19 protein-coding genes are annotated in these 20,058 nt (G+C 67.9%); 14 read left to right on the top strand and 5 right to left on the bottom strand.

Translation table 11 applies throughout. The features are described from left to right. The first annotated feature begins 4 nt into the window (after nucleotides 1-4). From puuE to GR702_RS05765, 11 genes are all read left to right on the top strand, one after another. Nucleotides 5-910: an allantoinase PuuE gene (puuE, locus tag GR702_RS05815; RefSeq protein WP_160985172.1), complete on the top strand. Its 906-nt coding sequence runs from the start codon at nucleotides 5-7 to the stop codon at nucleotides 908-910. Further along, entirely contained in the window at nucleotides 897-1,277 is a 381-nt protein-coding gene (gene hpxZ, locus GR702_RS05810) for an oxalurate catabolism protein HpxZ (protein ID WP_160985025.1), read from the top strand. Before puuE ends, hpxZ begins: the two co-directional genes overlap by 14 nt. Further along, nucleotides 1,274-1,714, top strand: coding sequence for a 2-oxo-4-hydroxy-4-carboxy-5-ureidoimidazoline decarboxylase (gene uraD / locus GR702_RS05805; RefSeq protein WP_160985024.1), 441 nt, complete (start codon nucleotides 1,274-1,276; stop codon nucleotides 1,712-1,714). Before hpxZ ends, uraD begins: the two co-directional genes overlap by 4 nt. Beyond that, on the top strand, nucleotides 1,711-3,141 hold the full coding sequence (locus GR702_RS05800; protein ID WP_160985023.1) for an FAD/NAD(P)-binding protein: 1,431 nt from the start codon (nucleotides 1,711-1,713) through the stop codon (nucleotides 3,139-3,141). The genes uraD and GR702_RS05800 overlap by 4 nt, the downstream gene beginning before the upstream one ends. Further along, nucleotides 3,138-3,470, top strand: a complete 333-nt coding sequence (gene uraH, locus GR702_RS05795; RefSeq protein WP_160985022.1) for a hydroxyisourate hydrolase — start codon at nucleotides 3,138-3,140, stop codon at nucleotides 3,468-3,470. Before GR702_RS05800 ends, uraH begins: the two co-directional genes overlap by 4 nt. Before the next feature lie 7 nt (nucleotides 3,471-3,477). Beyond that, nucleotides 3,478-4,911: a xanthine dehydrogenase small subunit gene (gene xdhA / locus GR702_RS05790; protein WP_160985171.1), complete on the top strand. Its 1,434-nt coding sequence runs from the start codon at nucleotides 3,478-3,480 to the stop codon at nucleotides 4,909-4,911. 66 nt (nucleotides 4,912-4,977) lie between these two features. Further along, nucleotides 4,978-7,290: a xanthine dehydrogenase molybdopterin binding subunit gene (gene xdhB / locus GR702_RS05785; protein ID WP_160985021.1), complete on the top strand. Its 2,313-nt coding sequence runs from the start codon at nucleotides 4,978-4,980 to the stop codon at nucleotides 7,288-7,290. Beyond that, nucleotides 7,287-8,210, top strand: a complete 924-nt coding sequence (gene xdhC / locus GR702_RS05780) for a xanthine dehydrogenase accessory protein XdhC (protein ID WP_160985020.1) — start codon at nucleotides 7,287-7,289, stop codon at nucleotides 8,208-8,210. The genes xdhB and xdhC overlap by 4 nt, the downstream gene beginning before the upstream one ends. An 88-nt stretch (nucleotides 8,211-8,298) precedes the next feature. Further along, a complete protein-coding gene (guaD, locus tag GR702_RS05775) occupies nucleotides 8,299-9,594 on the top strand; it encodes a guanine deaminase (protein ID WP_160985019.1) in 1,296 nt (431 codons plus the stop codon). Nucleotides 9,595-9,603: 9 nt separating this feature from the next. Beyond that, the gene (locus tag GR702_RS05770) at nucleotides 9,604-10,614 is read left to right on the top strand and encodes an adenosine deaminase (RefSeq protein WP_160985018.1); all 1,011 of its coding nucleotides are present in this window, start codon (nucleotides 9,604-9,606) and stop codon (nucleotides 10,612-10,614) included. Further along, complete coding sequence (locus tag GR702_RS05765) at nucleotides 10,611-11,099, top strand: DUF4269 domain-containing protein (RefSeq protein WP_160985017.1); 489 nt, start codon at nucleotides 10,611-10,613, stop codon at nucleotides 11,097-11,099. The genes GR702_RS05770 and GR702_RS05765 overlap by 4 nt, the downstream gene beginning before the upstream one ends. Before the next feature lie 25 nt (nucleotides 11,100-11,124). Here GR702_RS05765 and GR702_RS05760 read toward each other — a convergent pair whose 3' ends face one another. The 3 genes from GR702_RS05760 to GR702_RS05750 all read right to left on the bottom strand — a co-directional run bounded on the left by GR702_RS05760 (nucleotide 11,125) and on the right by GR702_RS05750 (nucleotide 13,287). Continuing rightward, nucleotides 11,125-11,703 carry an LOG family protein gene (locus GR702_RS05760; protein WP_160985016.1) on the bottom strand — a complete coding sequence of 193 codons (579 nt, stop codon included), beginning with the start codon at nucleotides 11,701-11,703 and terminating at the stop codon, nucleotides 11,125-11,127. Nucleotides 11,704-11,716: 13 nt separating this feature from the next. Further along, complete coding sequence (locus GR702_RS05755) at nucleotides 11,717-12,250, bottom strand: phosphoribosyltransferase (RefSeq protein WP_160985015.1); 534 nt, start codon at nucleotides 12,248-12,250, stop codon at nucleotides 11,717-11,719. Nucleotides 12,251-12,333: 83 nt separating this feature from the next. Then, nucleotides 12,334-13,287, bottom strand: coding sequence for a LysR family transcriptional regulator (locus GR702_RS05750; RefSeq protein ID WP_160985014.1), 954 nt, complete (start codon nucleotides 13,285-13,287; stop codon nucleotides 12,334-12,336). Between the two features lie 162 nt (nucleotides 13,288-13,449). Between GR702_RS05750 and GR702_RS05745 the strand changes: the two genes are divergently transcribed. From GR702_RS05745 to GR702_RS05735, 3 genes are all read left to right on the top strand, one after another. After that, nucleotides 13,450-15,030, top strand: coding sequence for an adenosine deaminase family protein (locus GR702_RS05745; protein WP_160985013.1), 1,581 nt, complete (start codon nucleotides 13,450-13,452; stop codon nucleotides 15,028-15,030). 141 nt (nucleotides 15,031-15,171) lie between these two features. After that, nucleotides 15,172-17,619 carry a TonB-dependent siderophore receptor gene (locus tag GR702_RS05740; protein WP_160985012.1) on the top strand — a complete coding sequence of 816 codons (2,448 nt, stop codon included), beginning with the start codon at nucleotides 15,172-15,174 and terminating at the stop codon, nucleotides 17,617-17,619. Nucleotides 17,620-17,704: 85 nt separating this feature from the next. Then, nucleotides 17,705-18,811, top strand: coding sequence for a purine nucleoside permease (locus tag GR702_RS05735; RefSeq protein ID WP_160985011.1), 1,107 nt, complete (start codon nucleotides 17,705-17,707; stop codon nucleotides 18,809-18,811). 69 nt (nucleotides 18,812-18,880) lie between these two features. On the opposite strand, the gene GR702_RS05730 is transcribed toward GR702_RS05735, so the two are convergent. Both GR702_RS05730 and GR702_RS05725 read right to left on the bottom strand, forming a co-directional pair. Further along, nucleotides 18,881-19,561 carry a cytochrome b/b6 domain-containing protein gene (locus tag GR702_RS05730; RefSeq protein WP_160985010.1) on the bottom strand — a complete coding sequence of 227 codons (681 nt, stop codon included), beginning with the start codon at nucleotides 19,559-19,561 and terminating at the stop codon, nucleotides 18,881-18,883. Between the two features lies 1 nt (nucleotide 19,562). Beyond that, complete coding sequence (locus GR702_RS05725; RefSeq protein WP_237449577.1) at nucleotides 19,563-20,045, bottom strand: c-type cytochrome; 483 nt, start codon at nucleotides 20,043-20,045, stop codon at nucleotides 19,563-19,565. Between the last annotated feature and the right edge of the window lie 13 nt (nucleotides 20,046-20,058).

The following is a 20,058-nucleotide window of genomic DNA, read 5'->3' as shown; positions in this document are numbered from 1 at the left end:
TGCCGTGATCCGCGATCTCGTCGGCTACGGCTCCACGCCTCCCGATCCGCGCTGGCCTGGCGGCGCGCGCGTGGCGGTGCAGTTCGTCGTCAACTACGAGGAAGGCGCCGAGAATTCGGTGCTGAACGGCGACGCGGGATCGGAGGCTTTCCTGTCCGAGATGGTTGGGGCCGCAAGCCACCCGGCGCGCGCAATGGCGATGGAAAGCCTCTACGAATACGGCAGCCGCGCCGGCTTCTGGCGCCTGCACCGCCTGTTCGCCGAGCGCGATCTTCCCGTCACCGTATTCGGCGTGGCGCGGGCCATGGAGATGAACCCCGCGGCGGTGCAGGCCATGCTCGCCGCCGGTTGGGAGGTCGCCAGCCATGGCCTGCGCTGGATCGACTACCAGTACGTGCCCGAGGAGGTGGAACGCGACCATATCGCCAAGGCCGTGGCGCTGCACGAAAGGCTCACCGGCGCGCGTCCGCTCGGCTGGTATCAGGGCCGCACCTCTCCCAACACTGCCCGGCTCGTGGCCGAGGAGGGGGGCTTCGCCTACGATGCCGACAGCTATGCCGACGACCTTCCCTACTGGGACATCCGGTTCGGCAGGCCGCAGCTGGTCGTGCCCTATACACTCGACGTCAACGACATGAAGATGGTCGCGCTGAACGGGTTCACCGAGGGAGAGCAGTTCTTCCGCCACATGCGCGACACGTTCGACCAGCTGTGCGAGGAGGGCGGGCGCATGATGTCGGTGGGCCTGCACGCCCGCATTGCCGGAAAGCCCGGGCGCGCACGCTGGCTGGCGCGGTTCCTCGACCACGTGCTCGCCAGCGGGGACGCATGGGTGGCCCGCCGCATCGACATCGCGCGCCACTGGATGGAAGTGCATCCCTATCAGGGAGGGGCCGATGCGGATCAATGACCCGGTGCTGGTGGCGCAGGTCACCCACGCCTTCCACGCCTACGAACTGGCGCTGATGGCCGATGACATTCCGGCGATGGACGCGCTGTTCCACGATGCGCCCACGACCAACCGCTACGGCGTGGGCGAAGTGCTCTACGGCATCAAGGAGATCCGCGCCTTCCGCAAGGGACGTGGCGGTTCTCCGCAGCGCAGGCTCGGGCGCGTCGCGATCACCGTCTACGGCGACGCCTTCGCCACCGCCGATGCCGAGTTCCACCGCGAAGGCAACGAGCGCAGGGGCCGCCAGACGCAGTCGTGGGTCCGCTTCGAGGATGGATGGAAAGTGGTTTCGGCACACGTCAGCCTAGAGGGGAGCACATCGTGACCGCCCTGTTCGAACACAGCCCCTGGGTGGAGGAACGCGCCGATGCGCGGCCATCGAGCGGCAGTCGCCACGCCGACCTTGTGGCCGCCATGTACGATGCGAGCGAGCAGGAGCAGCTCGCGCTGATCCGCGCCCATCCCGAGCTTGCCGGCAAGGCTGCCATCGACCGCACGCTGACCGACGCCAGCGCGGCCGAACAGGCGAGCGCCGGGCTCGACCGGCTGACGCCGGAGGAGTTCGACCGCTTCCACGCCCTGAACGCGGCCTACCGCGCGCGCTTCGGCTTTCCCTTCATCATCTGCGTGCGCCTGACCGACAAGGCCGGTATCCTCGATGCAATGGAGCGCCGCCTCGCCAACGAGCGCGAGACGGAAATCGCGACCGCGCTGGAGCAGATCGGCGAGATCGTGCGGCTGCGGCTCGAGGATCAGGCATGAGCGGCGCGACCGGCCTTCCCGCGCTTGAGGCGCGGCTCGCTCGTGAGTTCGAGCTCATCGGCTTCGATCGCCCTGCCTGGGTCCGGCCGCGCATCGCCTGGGGCGAGACAGCGCTCGACGTGGCGGTGATCGGCGGCGGCCAGTCGGGCCTTGCCGCAGCGCTCGGCCTGCGCCGCGAAGGCGTCGTCAACACCGCCGTGTTCGACGAGAACGAACACGGTATGGAGGGCCCCTGGGAAACGTATGCGCGCATGGTCACGCTGCGAACGCCCAAGCATCTCAACCCCATCGACTTCGGCGTCCCCTCGCTCACTTTCCGCGCCTGGTGGGAGGCGCAGCACGGAGCGGACGGCTGGGCCTCGCTCGACAAGATCGCGCGGGGAGACTGGATGGCGTACCTGCGCTGGTATCGCCGCGTGCTGGGCTTGCCGGTGGAGAACGGCGCCCGGTTGACGCGCATCGAGCCGTTGCCGGGCGAAGGCCTTCACCGCCTGCACTTTGCCGGGCGGGCGCCTGTCCTTGCCCGCAAGGTGGTGCTGGCCACCGGCATCCAGGGCGGCGGAGAGTGGCACACGCCCGCCATCGTGCGCGACAACCTGCCCCGGCACCTTTGGGCCCACACCAGCCATCCGATCGACTATGCCGCGCTGCACGGAAAGCGCATCGGCATCCTTGGCGGCGGGGCATCGGCGTTCGACAACGCGAACCATGCGCTGTCGCAGGGCGTGGCGGGGGCCGAGGTCTTCATGCGGCGCAAGGCCTTGCCGCGCGTGAACCCGATCCGCTTCATGGAGCGCGTGGGCTTCACCGCGCGCTATCCCGCGCTGGACGATGCCACCAAGTATGCCGCCATGGACGCGTTCCTCGGCCACAACCAGCCCCCCACCAACGACACGTTCCAGCGCGCGGCGGCGTGGCCCGGCTTCGCGCTTCACCTCGGCGCGCCGTGGCTGGACGTGGCCGAGCACGCCGGCGGCGGCGTGCGTGTCACCACGCCGCAGGGTCACCACGACTTCGACTTCGTCGTCGTCTCGACCGGCCTGGTGAGCGATCCGGCGCTGCGGCCCGAACTGGGCGAGGTGGCCGACCGCATCGCCCGCTGGGGAGACCGCGTGCTGCCGGTGAGCAGGCGCAACGCACTGATCGACGCGCATCCCTACCTTGGCCCGGCTTTCGAGTTCCTGCCGCGCGAAGGCGTGGACGGCGCGCCGCTGCACGGGCTTTTCGCGTTCAACTATTCCGCGCTCGTCAGCCTCGGCCTTTCCGCCTCGGCGCTGTCGGGCCTGCAGAATGCCCTGCCGAAGCTGGTCAGGGGCGTGGCCGACCAGCTGTTCCTCGATGACAAGGATGAACTTGTGGCCGATTTCCTCGCCTACGACGAGCATGAGTTCCTGGGCCAGTGGCCGCTTGCGGAGCAGGTGGCATGAGCACGCTTTCGACCCATGTCCTCGACACCGCCCATGGCTGCCCGGCGGCGGGAGTGAAGATCCGGCTTTTCGGCGAGGGCGACACCTGGATGTTCGATGGCTTTACCAATGCCGACGGGCGCTGCCCCAGCCTGCCCGAACTGCAGGGCGGGCCGTACCGGATGGAGTTCTTCGTCGGCCAGTATTTCCGCGCCAAAGGCGTGGAACTGCCCGACCCGCCGTTCCTCGATGTCGTGCCGGTGGAGTTCGGCGTCGCGGATCGCGCGGGCCATTACCACGTGCCGCTGCTCGTCTCGCCCTACGGCTATTCGACCTACCGGGGGAGCTGACGTGTCGATGGACCACACGGGCGTGCGCTTCCTTCTCGATGGCGAACTTGTGGATCTGCCGCAGGTGGACCCCGCCGCCACGCTGCTCGACCATCTGCGCTACACTCTGCGCCGCACCGGCACGAAGGAAGGCTGCGCCGAGGGCGACTGCGGCGCCTGTACGGTCCTCGTCGGCTCGCTGGAAGAGGACGGAACGAGCGTGGCGTGGCGAGCGGTCAATTCGTGCATCCAGTTCCTGCCGATGCTGAACGGCAAGGCGCTGACGACGGTCGAAAGCTTAAAAGGACACGACGGAGCGCTTTGCCCCGTGCAGGACGTCATGGCGGCGAACGGCAGCTCGCAGTGCGGGTTCTGCACGCCGGGCTTCGTCATGTCGCTTCATGGCCGCTCGATCGGTGCGAAGGGCTGCGAACTGCCGGTCGCGGACGTGATCGCGGGCAACCTGTGCCGATGCACCGGCTATGGTCCGATCCTGGAGGCGGGCGAAGGCCTCGCGCCCGCCCACGTTGACGATGCGGCAGTGGTCGATGCTCTCGCCGGGATCGCGGGCCAGGGCGCGTCGGGCGAGTGGCAGGGGCGGCGCTGGTTCGCCCCGCGCACCTCGGACGAACTGGCCGGGCTGCTGGCGGCGCACCCGGAGGCGCGCCTCGTCGCCGGTGCGACCGACGTGGGCCTGTGGGTGACCAAGGGCCTGCGCACGCCCGGGACCATGATCTTCCTTGGCGACATCGCCGATCTCTCGCGGATCGAGGAGAGGGACGGGGCGCTGACGCTGGGCGCTGCAGTCCGCTATGCCGACGCCCACGCGGCGCTGGCGCGCCTGCATCCCGAGCTTGGTGAACTGGTGCGGCGCATCGGCGGCCTGCAGGTGCGCAACGCAGGCACCATCGGCGGCAACATCGCCAACGGCTCGCCCATCGGCGATGGTCCGCCGGCGCTCATCGCGCTCGGTGCGGAGCTGACCTTGCGCAGTATTTCGGGGCGGCGGACCATTCCGCTGGAGGATTACTTCCTCGCCTACGGCAGCCAGGACCTGCGGCCGGGAGAGTTCGTCGAAGCCGTGCGCATCCCGCGCCCCGCAGCCGACACGGTGATCCACATCGCCAAGCTCTCGCGCCGCTTCGATAGCGACATCTCGGCGGTTTGCGGCGCCTTCGCCCTGCAAGTGCAGGACGGCATCGTCACCGGTGCCCGCGTGGCCTTCGGCGGCATGGCGGCCACGCCCCGCCGCGCCGCCGCCTGTGAGGCCGCGCTTTGCGGCAAGGCGTTCGACGAAGCGACACTCGCCGCCGCCGCCGAGGCGCTCGGGCACGACTTCGACCCGCTCACCGACGTGCGCGGTTCGGCCTCCTACCGCATCGCCGCCGCCGGGAACCTGCTGCGCCGTCTCTGGCTGCGCGAACAGGGCGTGCGCATCTCGGTGCTGGAGGTGGAAGCATGAGCCTGCCTGAAATCGCTCCTTTCCCTGCCGCGCCGCTGCTTCCCACGCTCTGCGGGAGCGCCTGTCATGGCTGAGCGCGACCCCGCCTGGAAAGTGCTGCCAAAGCCATCCCGCCCGCATGACAGCGCGCGCCTCCACGTCACCGGAGAAGCGCGCTACGCCGATGACGTGCACGAACCGGCAGGCATGCTGCACCTCGCCTTCGGCCAGTCGAGCGAGGCGCGTGCGCGCATCGTGTCGATGGACCTTGCCGAGGTGCGCAAGTCGCCGGGCGTGATCGCGGTCTTCACGGCTGCCGACATTCCCGGCGCCAACGATGTCGCGCCGGTCGCGGGTGACGACCAGCTGCTCGCCGATGGCGAAGTGGCGTGCCATGGTCAGGCGCTGTTCCTGGTGGCGGCGACCAGCCAGCGCGCGGCGCGCGTGGCGGCGCGGCTCGGGCGCATCGAGTACGAACGGCTTGCCCCCGCGATCACCATCGCCGATGCGCGCGCAGCCGGTTCGCACATAGAGCCGGCGCAGCGCATGGCGCGCGGCGATGCCGCCACCGCTCTCGAAGGCGCGGCCCACCGCCTGCAGGGCCGCTTCGCGATGGGCGGGCAGGACCACTTCTACCTCGAGGGGCAGGTCGCCGTCGCCACTCCGGGGGAGGACGGGCAGGTCCATGTGCTCAGTTCCACCCAGCACCCCAGCGAAGTGCAGCACCTGATCGCGCACATGCTGCAGCTTTCCTCGGCGGACGTGACCGTGGAGGTGCGGCGCATGGGCGGCGCCTTCGGTGGCAAGGAGACGCAGGCCGCGCTCTTCGCGGCGGCCGCCGCTCTCGCCGCGCACAGGACCGGACGTCCGGCCAAGTTCCGGTGCGACCGTGACGACGACATGGTCATGACGGGCAAGCGGCACGAGTTCGAGGTGGGCTACGACGTCGGCTTCAATGCGGACGGCCGCCTGCAGGGGCTCTCGCTCCATCTCGCCTCCCGCTGCGGCGCGAGCGTGGACCTTTCGCCCGCGATCAACGACCGCGCGATGTTCCATTCCGACAACTGCTACTACGTGCCCGACGTGGAAGTCGTGTCCGAGCGGCTGAAGACGAACACCGTCTCTGCCACCGCCTTTCGCGGCTTCGGCGGACCGCAGGGGATGCTCGCGATCGAGCGGGTGATCGACCATGTGGCCGCCCATCTCGGCCTGGACCCGCTCGACGTGCGCATGGCCAACCTCTACGGCCCGGGACGCGACACCACGCCTTACGGGATGGAGGTGGCCGACAATGTCGCCCCGCAGATCATCGCTCGCCTGCGCGCCACCTCGCGCTACGACGAGCGGGCAAGGGCGGTGGCGGCTTTCAACGTCGCGAGCCCGGTGCTCAAGAAGGGCATCGCGCTAACCCCGGTCAAGTTCGGGATCAGCTTCACCACCACGCACCTCAACCAGGCGGGCGCGCTCGTGCATGTCTATGCCGACGGGTCGATCCAGGTGAACCACGGCGGCACGGAGATGGGGCAGGGTCTACACGTCAAGATCGCGCAAGTGGTGGCCGATGTCTTCAGCGTTTCACCCGACCTCGTGCGCATCACGTCCACGCGCACCGACAAGGTGCCCAACACCTCGGCCACGGCGGCAAGCTCGGGCGCGGACCTCAACGGCATGGCGGCCTACAACGCGGCCATGACCATCCGCGAACGCCTCTGCGCCTTTCTGTCCCGCGCCTACGCCGTAGGGGAAAGCGAAGTCCACTTCACGCCCGGCGGCGTGCTGGTGGGCGGGCAGACGCTGGCCTTCGGGCAGGTCGCGCGCAAGGCGCACATCGGGCGCATCTCGCTCTCTTCGACGGGCTACTACGCGACGCCGGGCATCGAGTACGACCGCTCGGTCTTCAAGGGGCGCCCGTTCTACTACTTCGCCTATGGCGCGGCGGTGAGCGAAGTGGTGATCGACACGCTCACCGGCGAGCATCGGGTGCTGGCGGTCGACATTCTCCACGACGTGGGCCGCTCGCTCAACCCGGCGATCGACATGGGCCAGATCGAAGGCGGCTTCATCCAGGGGCAGGGCTGGCTGACGAGCGAGGAACTGGTCTACGATGCGAAGGGCCGCCTCCTCACGCACAGCCCGGCGACCTACAAAATCCCCACCGCTTCCGACCGGCCGGGCCACTTCACCATCGAGCTGTGGGACGGCGAGAACGTGGAGCCCACCATCAACCGCTCCAAGGCCGTGGGCGAGCCGCCGTTCATGCTGGCGATCTCGGTCTTCTCGGCGCTGAACCGCGCGGTCGCCGCCGCGGCGCCCGGGCGGCGGACAATCCCGCCGCTGGATGCTCCCGCCACGCCCGAGCGCGTGCTGTGCGCGATCGCCGCTCACGGAGCAGGGGAATGACGCAGTGGATCGGCTGGCTACGGCGGCTCGACCGCAGCGTGCCTGCGGCGATGGTCTCCATTCTCGCCAGCGAAGGCTCGGCTCCGCGCGGCGCGGGCACGCGCATGCTCGTGACGGCGCAGGGGCAGGAAGGCACCATCGGCGGCGGGCAGCTTGAATACCGCGCCGTGGAGCAGGCCCGTGCCTTGCTGGATTACGCACCGGGCACCTGGCGCGTGCAGGACTATCCGCTGGGCCCGCTGCTGGGCCAGTGCTGCGGCGGGCGCGTTCGCATCCTGGTGGAGCGGATCGACCCTGATGCGCTCGACTGGCTGCACGATGCGGAGCCCGGACGCATGCTCGCGACGACGTTCACGGAGGACGGGCTGGAGCGCGCGGTGTTCGAGCGAGAGACCGCCACCCGCCAGTCCGCTCGGGGAGACAGGCCGGCGGCGGGCACTCGCATCGTCGAGCCGGTGGGCGAGCGGGCCCGCCCGGTGTACCTGTTCGGCGCGGGCCATGTCGGGCAGGCGATCGAGCGGCACATGACCGGCCTGCCCCTGCAGCTCGCCTGGTTCGACACCCGGCTCGAGCAGGGCCACATCGACGGCGTCACCGTGATGGCCGAGGAGGACATCGCCACCTGCCTCGAGGAAGCCCCGGCCGACGCGGCGATCCTGATCCTGACGCATGACCATCCGCTGGACTACCACCTCGTCCTCGCCGCACTGGGGAGGGCGGAGCCGGCGGCGTTCGTCGGCCTGATCGGATCGTCCACCAAGATCGCGCGGTTCAGGTCGCGCCTTGCGGCCGACGGCATCGGGCCCGAGGCGCTGGCAAGGCTGACCGCGCCGATCGGCATGCCCGGCGTCAGGGGCAAGGAGCCGGACGTGATCGCGATCTCCGTCTGCGCGCAGCTGCTGACCCTGCGCGGGCAATGAACCACCACGCTGCGCCCGTACGCGCATCATCCCGTTCCCGCTCGCGCCACGGCCGGCGCCGGGCGGTCCGCCAGTCGAGTTTCAGGACATGCTGAAGGCCTACCGCGCCGAACTTCTCTCCGTCGCCCGGGATCCGCGCGATGCGGGCCCCGCCGCCGTGCGGCACGAGAGCGACGGCCTGCTCGTCGTCGAGGACGGCATCGTCGTCGCGCGCGGGCCCTATGCCGAACTGGCGGGCAAGTATCCCGAACCCGAAGTGCTGCCCGGGCTCGTGGTTCCCGGCTTCGTCGATGCCCACGTCCACTATCCGCAGACGGATTGCATCGCCTCCTACGGCGAGCAGTTGCTGGACTGGCTGGACAAGCACATCTTCCCTGCCGAGAAAGCCTTCGTGGACAAGGCGCACGCCGCCGCCGTTGCCGCCTTCTTCCTCGACGAACTGCTGCGCAGCGGCACCACCAGCGCGCTTGTCTATCCCACGGTCCACGCGCAATCGGTGGACGCGCTGTTCGAGGCCGCGCTCGCGCGGCGCATGCGCGTGGTCTCGGGCAAGGTGCTGATGGACCTTGGGCCCGAAGGCCTGAACGACACTCCCGCCACCGGCCGGGCAGAGAGCGAGGCGCTGATCCGGCGCTGGCATGGGCGCGGGCGACTCGGCTATGCGGTGACACCGCGTTTCGCACTGTCCTGCAGCGACGAGCAGCTTGCCGAGGCAGGGGCGTTGCTGGACGAGCACCCCGAAGTGCTGATGCACACGCATCTTGCCGAGAACGTCCATGAAGTCGCCGCCGTCGCCGCCCGCTTCCCGGATGCGGCGGACTACCTCGACGTCTACGACCGCTTCGGCCTGGTGACACAGCGTTCGGTGTTCGCGCATGCGATCCACTTGCCCGAGCGTTCGTGCGCGCGCCTTCGCGAAAGCGGGGCGGGTGTGGCGGTGTGTCCCTCGTCCAACCTGTTCCTTGGCTCGGGGCATTTCGACTTCGGGCAGGCCGACCGGCACGGGCTGCGCCTCGGCCTCGGTACCGACGTGGGCGCGGGGACATCGTTCTCGATGTTGCGCACCGCAGGACTTGCCTATCAGGCGGCACTGGCGCGCGAGGACCGGCTCGATCCGTTCCGCGCGCTCTATCTCGCCACCGCAGGCAGCGCGGCCCTGCTCCATATCGAGGACCGCGTCGGTGCTCTCGAAGTAGGGCAGGAGGCCGACTTCGTGGTGCTCGACTGCGCCGCGACGCAGCTGCTCGCCCGCCGCACCGGAGGCGCCGACCTTGCGACGCGCCTGTTCGCCCTGCAGATCCTGGGCGACGAGCGCGCCATCGCCGCGACCTATGTCATGGGCGAATGCGCGTGGAAGTCCCCAAAGCCTTCCACTTTGTGCTAGATGGACCCGATGACCGACTTTTTCGCTTTCATCGCCGGCCTTCCCAAGGCCGAACTCCACCTCCACATCGAAGGCAGCCTCGAGCCCGAGCTGATGTTCGAACTGGCGCAGCGCAATCGCGTCGCGATTCCCTATGCCAGCGTGGAGGAGGTTCGCGCCGCCTACGACTTCTCCAACCTCCAGGACTTCCTCGACATCTATTACGCAGGCGCGGATGTCCTTCGCACGCGAGCGGATTTCCACGACCTTGCGATGGCGTATTTCCGGCGCGCCGCGGCGGACGGGGTGGTCCATGCCGAGATCATGTTCGATCCCCAGGCCCATACCGACCGGGGCATCGCGTTCGAGGAAGTGATCGAGGGCCTGCTTTCCGCCTGCCGCGCCGCCGAGAGCGAGCTGGGCCTGACGTCCAGCCTCATCCTCTCGTTTCTGCGTCATCTTTCCGAGGAGGCCGCCTTCGCCACGCTTGAGATGGCGAAGCCGTGGCTCGAACATATCGTGGCCGTGGGTCTCGACAGTTCGGAAGTCGGTCATCCGCCCCAGAAGTTCGCACGCGTCTTCGCGGCGGCGCGAGCGCTGGGCCTGAAGATCACCGCGCATGCGGGGGAGGAGGGGCCGCCGGCCTATGTCCACGAAGCTCTGGAAATGCTCGGCGTGGACCGGATCGACCATGGCAACCGGGCGCTGGAAGACGAAGCGCTCGTCGCGCGGCTGGTCGCCGAGGGCATGACGCTGACGGTGTGCCCGCTGTCCAACCTGAAGCTCTGCGTGGTGGACGACCTTGCCGACCATCCGCTCGACCGGATGCTGGAACTGGGCCTGCGGGCGACGGTCAATTCCGACGATCCCGCCTACTTCGGCGGCTACGTGGCCGACAACTACCGCGCCGTGGCGGACGCCCGGGCCCTCTCGCGCGAGGATCTGGTCATGCTGGCGCGCAACAGCTTCACCGGCTCCTTCCTTCCACCCGAGGCGATCGCGGTGCACCTCGATCGGCTCGAGGCTTACGCGGCCCGGTGAACGCCCGGCCGTGGCAGGCGGCGCTTGAGGAGAGCGGGGCGCTGGCGCGCCTCGCCGCCTTCGATCCCCGCGTCGCCGGAACCTTCCCGCTCGGCCTCGACGTTGCCGGGAGCGACATCGACATCCTGTGCCATGCAGCCGACGCGCAGGCCTTTGCAGGTGTCGTCTGGCAGGCCTTTGCTCATCTGGAAGGCTTCTCCATGCACCAGTGGACCTGCGGCGAGCGGGCGGTGGTGGCCGTGTTCCGCGTCGCGGGGCTGCCGTTCGAGGTCTTCGGCTCGCCCTTGCCGGTCGATGTACAGGCGGGATGGCGGCACTTCCTGGCGGAACAGCAACTGCTCGAAACCGGCGGCGGCGCATTTTTCGAAGCCGTCCGGGCGGCGCGGCGCACCGGCTTGAAGACCGAGCCTGCCTTCGCGCATGTGCTGGGGATGAAAGGCGATCCGTACAAGGCACTGCTGGCCCTGGCGCCGCCCCTCAGCTGACCGAGGGCGCGGCGCGGGCCCGCGTTCAGACGTCCCTTGCGCCCAGCCAGTGCTCGTTCTCAGGCGGGACGAAGTTGACGATCCGGTCGATCATCGTCTCGGGATCCTTCTCCACGATCAGCATTGAGCGGTGGCGCGGCTGCAGGAAACCTTCCTCCACGACGTTGTCGATGAACTGGCGCAGGCCGGAGTAGAAGCCATTGACGTCGAGCAGCCCGACCGGCTTGTTGTGATAGCCCAGCTGCGACCAGCACCAGGCCTCGAACATCTCCTCGAACGTGCCGATGCCGCCCGGGAGCGTCACGAAGCCGTCCGCGAGGTTCGCCATCATCGCCTTGCGTTCATGCATGGTCTGGACGACGTGGAGTTCGCTGATGCCCGGATGGTCGTGCTCGCGCGCGCGCAGGGCCTCGGGGATGATGCCGATGACTTCGCCGCCGGCGGCACAGACCGCATCGGCGATCACGCCCATGAGGCCGACCATGCCGCCGCCGTAGACCAGCCCGATGCCCCGCCGCGCCAGCAGCGTGCCGAACTGCTCGGCCGCCTCGCGGTAGAGGGGATTGTTGCCGGGCGAGGAACCCAGATAAACGCAGATGCGCATGCGCCGGCGATCCTCAGCCGAGCCGCTCGGGGACGGAACGGGCCTCGTCCACGATCGCCTCGCGGGTGCCCACCGATTCCCACGGGAACACGAACCAGCGCTTGTCTTCGTCGCGATCGATCTCGTCGACGTAGAGTTCGGCGACGGCCTTGGAACGGGTGTTGTTGATGAGCACGGCGAAGCGCAGGTTCTGCGCGTCGCAGCCGTTGTCGCCCAGCAGCTGGCGGATGTATTCGATCGTGCCGCCGCTGTCGTTGATGTCGTCGACGAACAGCAGGCGCTTCCCCTCGGCGCTCATCCCCGCAACCTTGCCGAGCAGTTCGTCGGCGAAACCGGGCACCTTGGAGGAATGGTCGATCGACAGCATCGGCAGTTCGAGCTGGTGCGAGATGTACACCGCCGGGACCAGCCCGCCGCGCCCTACGCCGATGATGAACTCGGGCTTCCATTCGCCATCGCGGATCTTGCGCGAAAGGACGCGGACCTTGGCAAGGAAGTCCTCGTAGTATTCGAGGTAGTGGAGTTCGGGCTGCGCGTCGTGGCTCATCGGTCGCGAATCCTGTGCGGGCGATGTGGGGAAGATCCAGCCGATAACTTCCGAGCGGCCGCAGGGCAATCGCCTGCGGTCGTTCAATCCGCCGATTGTGCCGGGGACCTTGCGCGCACCCGCATCGATTCGTGGTAGCTGAGCTGCGCAAAGCCGAGTTCGATCTCGGAAAGCACGATCCCCGCCGCGTAGGAAGGCGTGCGTGCGGCGTTGGTGCACAAGGCGAGCGTCATCGGGCGGAGCAGCGCGTCGGAGATGCGCGTGAAGCAAAGCAGGCCCGCCTGCACCTCGGTGATGACGTCGAGCGAGGAGAGGATGCCAATGCCCACGCCTTCCTGCACCAGCGAGGTGATCATCTGGATGTTGTCCGAAGTGGCCTTGCGATCCACTTCCATGCCCGTCGCGCCCATCAGGACGGCGATCTGCTGGCTGACCGCGAGCGGCTCTGCAGGCACGATCAGCGGCGTTCCCGTGCAGGCGGAGAAGCGCGCCTCGCTCTTGCGGGCGAGGGGATGGCCGGGCGGCGCGACGAAGCCGAGGAACACCTCGACGAAGGCGCGCACGGTGAGGTCGCGGTAGGTCTGGGGCTCGAAAAGGATGCCGAAATCCACCTCTCCCGCAGCCACGGCCCTGCGCACCTCGTCGTTGGCGAGCACCCGCACGCCCACGGTGATGCCGGGGTAACGCTCCTGGATCGCGCGCACGGCGGCGGGGATGTATCCCTTGGCCAGCGCGTCGATGATCGCCATCTCGACATGGCCGCGCTTGAGGCCGCGCAGGTCCTCGATCTGGGCGCGGATATCGATCATGTTCTTCTGCCAGCGGTTCCCCGCCCCCATCATGATCTCGCCCGCCGCCGTCAGCCGAAGTCCGGTCGGCAGCCGCTCGAACAGCGGAGTGCCGATGTCGGCCTCGACGTTGAGGATCTGCCGCGCGATCGCCGAGGCCGAGACGTTGAGCTCGTCCGCGGCTTTGCGGATCGAGCCATGACGGCCGACGGCCATGAAATAGCGCAGGAAGCGGGAGAAGGCGGGCATGTGTTTTTTCGGACCTGCTCTAATTTTGGCAACGCTGCGTGGGATTCATTGCGTTTGCTAGAGCCGAGTCAAGTGCCTTACCACGATTGAGATACCGAAGGCTGCGCTGCGGGACCCGCCTGTTCGGACGGGGGCGCACTTTCGGCGGGGTTTGGCAACTTGATGACTGCGTTTCGATCCTGGCGCCTCCTGGGGGCTTGTCGTGGTGCGCTGGCGCTTGCCGGCGTAGCGATGCTGTCCCTGCCGGCCCATGCAGACCCTGCGGGCGAGACGGCGATGGCAGCGCTGGTGGACGAAGTTTCCGGCAATTCGGCGCGGCTGCGGATGGTTCTGCAGGCGATGCCCAAGGGCGCGGACCTGCACAACCATCTCGGCGGCTCGGTCTATGCGGAGGATTTCCTCGACGTGGCGGCGGCCCGGGGGATGTGCGCGGACGAGGGCATAACGCGCATCGCTCCGCCGCCTTGCCCGCCCGAGCGCCAGATCGCGGCGATGGCGAGCGCCGATCCCTTCACTTACGCGAAACTCGTCGATGCGATCTCCACCCGCGGGTACCAGAAAGGCATCGGCCCTGATCTGGTCTCGGGGCACAGCCAGTTCTTCTCCAGTTTCGGCAAGTTCGGCCCGGCGTTCCTGGGAGAAACCCCGCGCTGGCTGGCCGACGCCTATGCAAGCGCTGCGCGCAACAACCTGGTTTACCTCGAACTGATGTACAATCCCGATCGCCTGTCGCGGTACGTTGCGGCAGGCGCGGAAGCCAACGCGCCCGAGGCATCGATGCTCGAGGCCGCATACCGGCGCGACCTTCCCGAGGTCGAAGCCCTGCTCGGGCAGACGATGGAGGATGTCAGCCGCAACCATGCGCAGGCCCGCGCGCGCCTTGGCTGCGACACGAAGGCCGCCCACGAAGGGTGCGAGCTTGCAGTCCGCTACCTGTTCTCTGGCATGCGCGGCGTGGCGCCGGCCATGGCCTGGCGATCCCTGCTCGCCGGCTTCGTGCTGGCCAACAGGGATCCGCGCTTCGTCGGCGTCAACATCGTGATGCCCGAGGACGATCCGGTGGCCCTGCGCGACTACGACCTGCACATGGCCATGTTCCGCTTCCTCGAGGCGAAGTACCCGGACGTGAAAGTGACGATGCACGCCGGCGAGCTGGCGCTGGGTCTCGTGCCGCCCCTCGACCTCGAGGACCACATAGCCAAGGCCATCGACGCCGGGGCCAGGCGGATCGGCCACGGCGTCGGCATTGCCTACGAGAAAGCCGCGCCCGAAACGCTGGCGCGCATGGCGCGCGAGGGGATCGGCGTCGAGATCAACCTGACCAGCAATGCGGTCATCCTCGGCGTGAAGGGGGGCGAGCATCCGCTGCACCTCTACCGCTCGATGGGAGTGCCGGTCATGCTCTCCACCGACGACGAGGGCGTGCTGCGCTCGGACATGAGCAACGAATATGTGCGCGCCGTGGAGCAGCAGGGCCTGCGCTATCCGCAGCTCAAGGAAATGACGCGCGCCAGCCTCGAATATGCCTTCGTGCCGGGCGCCAGCCTCTGGCGCGCCCGCCAGCTGGGCAAGCCGGTGAGCGCATGCTCCGCCTCGTTTTCGGACGCCGGGTGCACGGCTTTCCTCGCGGGCAGCGAGAAGGCGCGGCTGCAGGCTCGCCTCGAGACGAGACTGGATGCCTTCGAGCGGCAGACGGCTCGCTTTGGCCGGGCGCAAGGCGTGAGGGCGGCAGGCGGCGGCTAGCAGGAACAGCGAATTCGCGGATGCCGGAACAGATCAACAAGGCGGCGCGCATGAGACGATCGGTGGGAGAGGAGGAACAAGAAAACCAGCTCACGGCGGGCGGGCACGATGCCTGGTCCAGCCGGATTCAGGGGGCATGACATGATGGACAAGATGGGGTTCGATAAGCGCACGTTCAGGAACCGGGCATACGCCGCCGCGACCGCGCTGCTATGCTGCACGGCGATGACCGCGCCAGCCTTCGCGCAGTCGGCGGATGCCGAACCGGACGGGCAGGAAATCGTCGTCACCGGATCGCTCGGCGCGCTGCCGATCGAGAACGTCGGCTCGGTCTTCGGGTTCGACAAGACGATCGTGGAGACGCCCCGTTCCGCCTCGACGATCAGCGCCGAGCAGATCGAGCGCTTCGGCATCACCGACATCTACGACCTCGTCGCGCAGTCGCCCGGCACTTTCACGAACTCGTTCTTCGGTGTCGGCGGCGCACTCGATATCCGCGGCACTCCCGGCGAGGTCTACTTCCGGGGCGTGCGCCGTCTCGACAACCCCGGCAACTACCCCACGCCTATCGCGGCTTCCGAGCGCATCGACATCGTGCGCGGGCCGGCATCGCCCATCTACGGTCCCTCGAAGACCGGCGGCTACATGAACTTCGTGCCCAAGTCCGCGCGCGTGCAGGGCGGTTCGTACATGTCCTCGCCCGAGGGCAAGGTCAGCTTCACCGGCGGCAGCTGGGAACGGGCCGACCTGCAGGCCGAGTTCCGCGGCCCGGGCCGGATCGGCACGCACGAGTTCGGCTACAGCCTCTATGCCGAGATCGAGAACTCGGGCAGCTACTACGAGAACATGTCGACCAAGCAGACCATCCTGCAGGCGGCCCTCGACACCGATCTCGCGCCGGGACTGCGGCTGGAATTCGGCGGCATGTACCACAATTACAAGGGTCAGCAGAACGGCGGCTGGAACCGCCTGACACAGGAGCTGGTGGACAACAGCACCTACATCACCGGCACTGCCCAGTCGCTCGACACCAACGGCGATGGCCAGATGTCGGTCGAGGAGATCAATGCCGCGATCCCGGGCGGGCTGTCACCCTTCGGCGGCTTCGCCTGCGGCGGCAATCCCTCGCCCACGTCGATCACCGACGCCTGCTTCACGAGCAGCCCCAACAACCTGCTGAACCTCGTCGATACCGGCACCGCCAAGCTCAGCCGCCGCAAGACCCTGACCGGCAAGGATGACCGCCTCGACAACAAGGCGACCACTCTTTACGCCGACCTCGTCTGGGAGGGCCCCGGCGACATCGAGATCAAGAACCAGCTGTTCTACGACAGCTACGAGAACAACAACGAGAACTCCTACGGGTACTCGCAATTCCACGATTCCTACGTGATCGAGGACAAGATCGTGGTCTCGAAGACGTTCGAGAACGATGCCGGCAAGTTCGCTTTCCAGCTCTCCCCCTCGATCCGCTACACGCATTTCAAGCACGGCGAGGATTTCACCTATGAGTACTTCCACCGCGTCGACCTGACGCAGGGGTACACGCCCGCCAGCGACCGCCTGCTCTCGACCGAGTGCGACTGCAACTACACCAGCTACGTCAGCGGCCACTATACGGACCTTGCCTTCGCGGGCCTTGCCGACCTCGACTTCAAGTTCGGCCTCGATATCACGCTGGGCGCGCGGTACGACCGGATCAAGGCGGTGTCGAACTTCAATGCCGCCAAGATGGAAGTCGCCCCCGCCATCGCAGGCGCATCCGACACGGACGGCGCGTGGTCATGGTCGGCAAGCGCCAACTACAAGCTGCCCTTCGGCCTCATCCCCTATGCCACGATCGCGCGCCAGTCGGTGGTGATCGCGGGGCAGGGCGCCGAGATCGCGCCGGAGAACATCGCGGGCGGCACCTTCATCACGGCCTCGAAACTCTATGAAGGCGGCCTCAAGGGCAGCTGGCTCAACGATACACTCTACGCCGCGGTGTCGGTCTACAAGCAGGAGCGCACCGACTACAGCGCGCAGTCCAGCACCGTGAACCAGGCGGTCGAAACCAAGGGCCTCGAAGCGGAAGCACGCTGGGCGGTGGACGAGCACCTGCTGCTGACGGCGGGCTATACGCGCACGAAAGTCTACAACCTCACCTTCCTGGAAGCGGGCAGCACTTTCAGCTTCCTGGGGATCGAGGACCTGGTGAACGTCACCGACCCGACGCTCTATCTCGGCGGGCAGCCCGGCGGCCTTATCCCGATCGCGGACCGTGCGGCCTCGCGCCGCGCGGGCATTCCCACCAACCTCTACTCGCTGACGGGGACCTATGCCTTCGACAACGGCATCGCGCTCACCGCCAGCATGGTGTCGGTGGACTCGGTCTACTCGGGCCAGTCGCGCGCGGTGAAGCTTCCGGGCTACACGCTGTTCGACCTTGGCGCTTCGTACGAGACCGGACCGTGGCTGCTGCGCATGGTGGTGAAGAACGCGACCAACGAGAAGTACTTCCGCGCGAACTTCACCGAGCTGTTCGGTTCCACCATCGTCCTTCCCGAAAGGCCGCGCAGCTTCCAGGCGACCGTTTCGTACAAGTTCTGAACCGACATACCCGGGGGCGCCGGGAAACCGGCGCTCCCGCCACTTTCCGCCCGCGTGGCGGACACGATCATTCGAAAGGCTTCCCATGCGATTCCAGACGCTCGCCACCCTTCTTGCGGGCGCCATGCTGTCCACCGCCATGCCGTCGCCGGCCGCCGATGCGCCGGCGACCCCTTCGATCGCCGGGTGCGAGCCGGGCGGCCCATGCGCCACTCCGCTGCCGGTCAAGGTCGTGGTGGTCTCGCTGTTCGAGATCGGGAAGGACGAAGGCGACGTCGCGGGCGAGTTCCAGTTGTGGAAGACCCGCCGCGGCCTGACCCAGCGCATTCCCTTCCCGCAGGGATTCCACGATCTCTACTACAATCCCGAGACGCAGGTGCTGGGGGTCGTCACGGGCGTTGGCACGGCGCGCTCGACTGCGGCCACCATGGCGCTTGGCCTCGACCAGCGGTTCGATCTTTCGCGCTCCTACTGGCTCGTCGCCGGGATCGCCGGCATCGATCCGGAGGACGCCTCGATCGGTTCGGTGGCCTGGGCGCGCTATGTCATCGACGGCGACCTTGGCCACGAGATCGACGCGCGCGAGATCCCGGCCGACTGGAAGAGCGGTTACTTCCCGCGCCAGACCAAGGGCCCCAACGACATGAAGGGCAAGCCCGACCCGTCCGGCGGCGAGGTCTTCCAGGTGAACCCGACACTGGAGAAATGGGCCTACAATCTCACCAAGGACATCGACCTGCCCGACAGCCCGGCGATCGCCGCCGAGCGCGCCCGCTTCACCGACTATCCGCATGGGCAGGAAGCCCCCTTCGTGCTGGAAGGCGACACGCTTTCAGCCATGACTTTCTGGCACGGCGAGAAGCTGACCGGCTGGGCGAACGACTGGGTGCGCTACTGGAGCGGCGGACAGGGCGAGTTCGTCACGTCCGCGATGGAGGACACCGGCGTGATGCAGGCGGTGACCTACCTCGACCAGATCGGCCGTGTGGACCGCGACAGGGTGCTGGTGCTGCGCGCGGGGTCGAACTTCACCATGCCGCCGCCGGGGATCGACGCGGCGACCTATCTCCTGCGCGAGAACGAAGGCTACGCCGGTCTCGAAGCTTCGGTCGAGAACCTCTACACCGTGGGGTCCAGGGTCGTCGACGAGCTGCTGGACAAGTGGGACCGCTACAAGGACGCGACGCCCTGATGGCGCGCGTGACCGGTGCAGCCTGGCGATCCGGTCACATGCGGCATCCTGCGCGGTTACGTCGAAGGGCTAGAACCGGAAGCCCTTCGACACCGCCCATGCCAGCACTCCGGCCAGCACAAGCCCCACCAGCGCGCGGATCGGCGACCATCCAAGATCGGCCACGGTCTCCCCCTCCTCGGCAAGGCGGCGGCCGGTAAGCATGGGGCGCACGAGGTTCTGGCGCTTCCACACGAGATAGAACAGCACGGCCAGTATGTGCACCGCCGTCAGCGCCAAAAGGACGTTGAAGACGGCCTCGTGCAGGCTGGCGGCGGCCTCGCTCTGCTCGAACGAGACATACGTGGCGAGCGGGCCGGATTCGATGCCGTCCACATCGCTTGCGAACAGGCCTGCACCGACCATGAGGGCGATCGCGGCCAGCAGGGCGACGACGCTCCACCCGCCAAGCGGGTTGTGTCCGTCCGCCGCGTGGCCCTTTCGGCTGCCCAGTTCGCGCACATAGGCGAACACCGCGCGCGGTCCTCGCACGAAGCTGGCGAAGCGGGCGGTTCGCGGGCCAGCGAAGCCCCAGAACAGGCGGAACACCAGCAAGGTCAGGATCGCATAGCCCGACAGCCGGTGCCGCTCCATGTCATGCTGTTCGCCGCTCCACCACGAGAACGCGAGGAGGGCGACCAGCAGCCAGTGGAACAGGCGGATGGTCGGATCCCAGATGCGGGCAGTGGCGGGAGCGGCGGACCGGTTCATCTCAGTTGTCCGCGCGGAACTGCTTGTGGCACGAGGCGCAGGAGCCGCCCACCGCCTTGAACTGCGCCGTCACGGCATCGAGATCGCCGCTGCCTGCCACCGCGACCATCTTGTCGGCCTGCGCGACGAACGCCTTGATCTGACCGTCGAAGGCGGAGCGGTTGGACCACACGGCGGGCAGGGCATCGGTCTTCGCGCCGGAGGATGCGCCGCTGCCGTTGGGGAACAGGCCCGCCTGCGCGCGCCCGGTGGCCGCCAGCGTCTTTGCCGCGGCGACTGCCTGCGGCCTCGAGATCGTGCCGCTGGAAATCTGGTCCTTCAGCACTTTCATCGCAGCGCCCATCTTCTTGAAGTTGGCCTGCCGGGTGGCCACTGCCGTCGCTGCCGGGGAAGCTGCCAGAGCCATCGTCCCCGTCACTGCCACGAGCGTTGCGGACAGGCCGAGAGCGGCAAGCGAAATCGTCTTGGAAAGCGTCATGGTCATGGTGATCCCGTTC

Origin of the sequence: Novosphingobium silvae, from assembly GCF_009856825.1 — a bacterium.
Taxonomy (GTDB): Bacteria; Pseudomonadota; Alphaproteobacteria; order Sphingomonadales; family Sphingomonadaceae; genus Novosphingobium; species Novosphingobium silvae.
This window is presented reverse-complemented; position numbering and strand designations above follow the sequence as displayed.